Consider the following 1,268-nt stretch of genomic DNA (forward strand, 5'->3'; position numbering starts at 1 on the left):
GGATGGCTCGGCCTGTCTGACGGCATGGTCCGGCGCGCTTTCCACTGCCGCGGGCTGCGCGTCCGTCTTTGGCTGGCTCGCGGCATCGAGCGAGGCGGTTTGCATCGGCTGCGAGGCGACGATCGGCACGACATCGTTGCTCGCCACCTGGGCCGGATCGGCGAAAAAGGCCTTGCCCAGTTGCAGGGCGCCCAGCGCCAGCAGGATCGCGGTTGTCCCCATCAGGATCGGCTTGCGCCGTGCCTTGAGCAGGTCGCCGATCCGCAGTGCCTTCACCGGTCCGGTCACCGTCGACTGGCGCTTCAGCGCATCGGCCTCGGCGGCCGCGGCCTGCGCCGCGCGCCGGGCAGCGGCGATGAAATCCGATTTCGCGGCATCGGTGTCGCTGGGCTTGGCCGGCTGGCCGCGCTCGTCACGCACGCGCTTCATGATGGCATTGAGGTCAGGTGCGCCGGAGCCGGGCTCCAGCGGCCGGTTGGCCATTTTCGGATCGAGCGGCTCGTCGAGATCGACGCTCGGTATTGGGGCACTCGGCGCTGAGCCGGCCAGTGGCGGGATATCCGCCTCCTTCTTGCCCTTGAAGGCGCGGGCCAGCCCGCCGAACAACGATTTGCGGCCGCCGGCCTGTCCGCCTTTCTCGGCGATCGTGTCCGAACCGAGCGCGGCCATGGCCGCCGCCGCGGCAGCCTCGGCCGGCGTGCGCGTGCCAATACCAATACCGAGGTCGCTACGCATACCCAGGTCGCCGCGTGCACCCGGCTCATTGCGCAGGATGGCGGCGGCACGGCCATCGAGATCTGCCATGTCCCCAGTCAATGGCAGGGGCTGATCGATATCCATCGACGGCGCGTCGACGGCCATTTTGGGTCGGCGCACGCCGCGCCAGTTGCTCGGCTCGGCCGGTGCCGCATCCAGCAATTCGCTCATCGCCTCGACCGGCTCGCCGGGTTCGAGCGAACCCAGCCGGTCGACGATCTTGAGCAACGTATCGTGGATGGCCTCGAACGTTCTCGAATTGCGTTCGTCGGAGCGCCGCGTCAGTGTTTCAAGCGTCTTCAAATCCTGGGCGAGGCCGGAAACCGCGGTCGCATTGGCGCTCGAACCGGCCAGCGATTGCACTGCGTTCTCGGCCGCTTCGCGCGCCGCGCCGAGAATGGAATCGCGGGTTCCTGCGAGCGACTTTTCAATTTCGTTGAGACGCGGGCTGATGTCCTCGAATTCCGGCAGCGGGGTGCTGGGCTTGGAAAGATGAGCCGACAGGCCGGCAA

Annotated in this window: 1 pseudogene; it reads right to left on the minus strand. The window is 67.7% G+C overall.

The features are described 5' to 3' along the window. A pseudogene (locus EN884_RS36255) lies at positions 1–1,268 on the minus strand (peptidoglycan-binding protein); the annotation flags it as partial.

The organism is Mesorhizobium sp. M7A.F.Ca.AU.001.01.1.1 (assembly GCF_004022735.1).
In the GTDB taxonomy this organism is placed as follows: Bacteria; Pseudomonadota; Alphaproteobacteria; order Rhizobiales; family Rhizobiaceae; genus Mesorhizobium; species Mesorhizobium ciceri.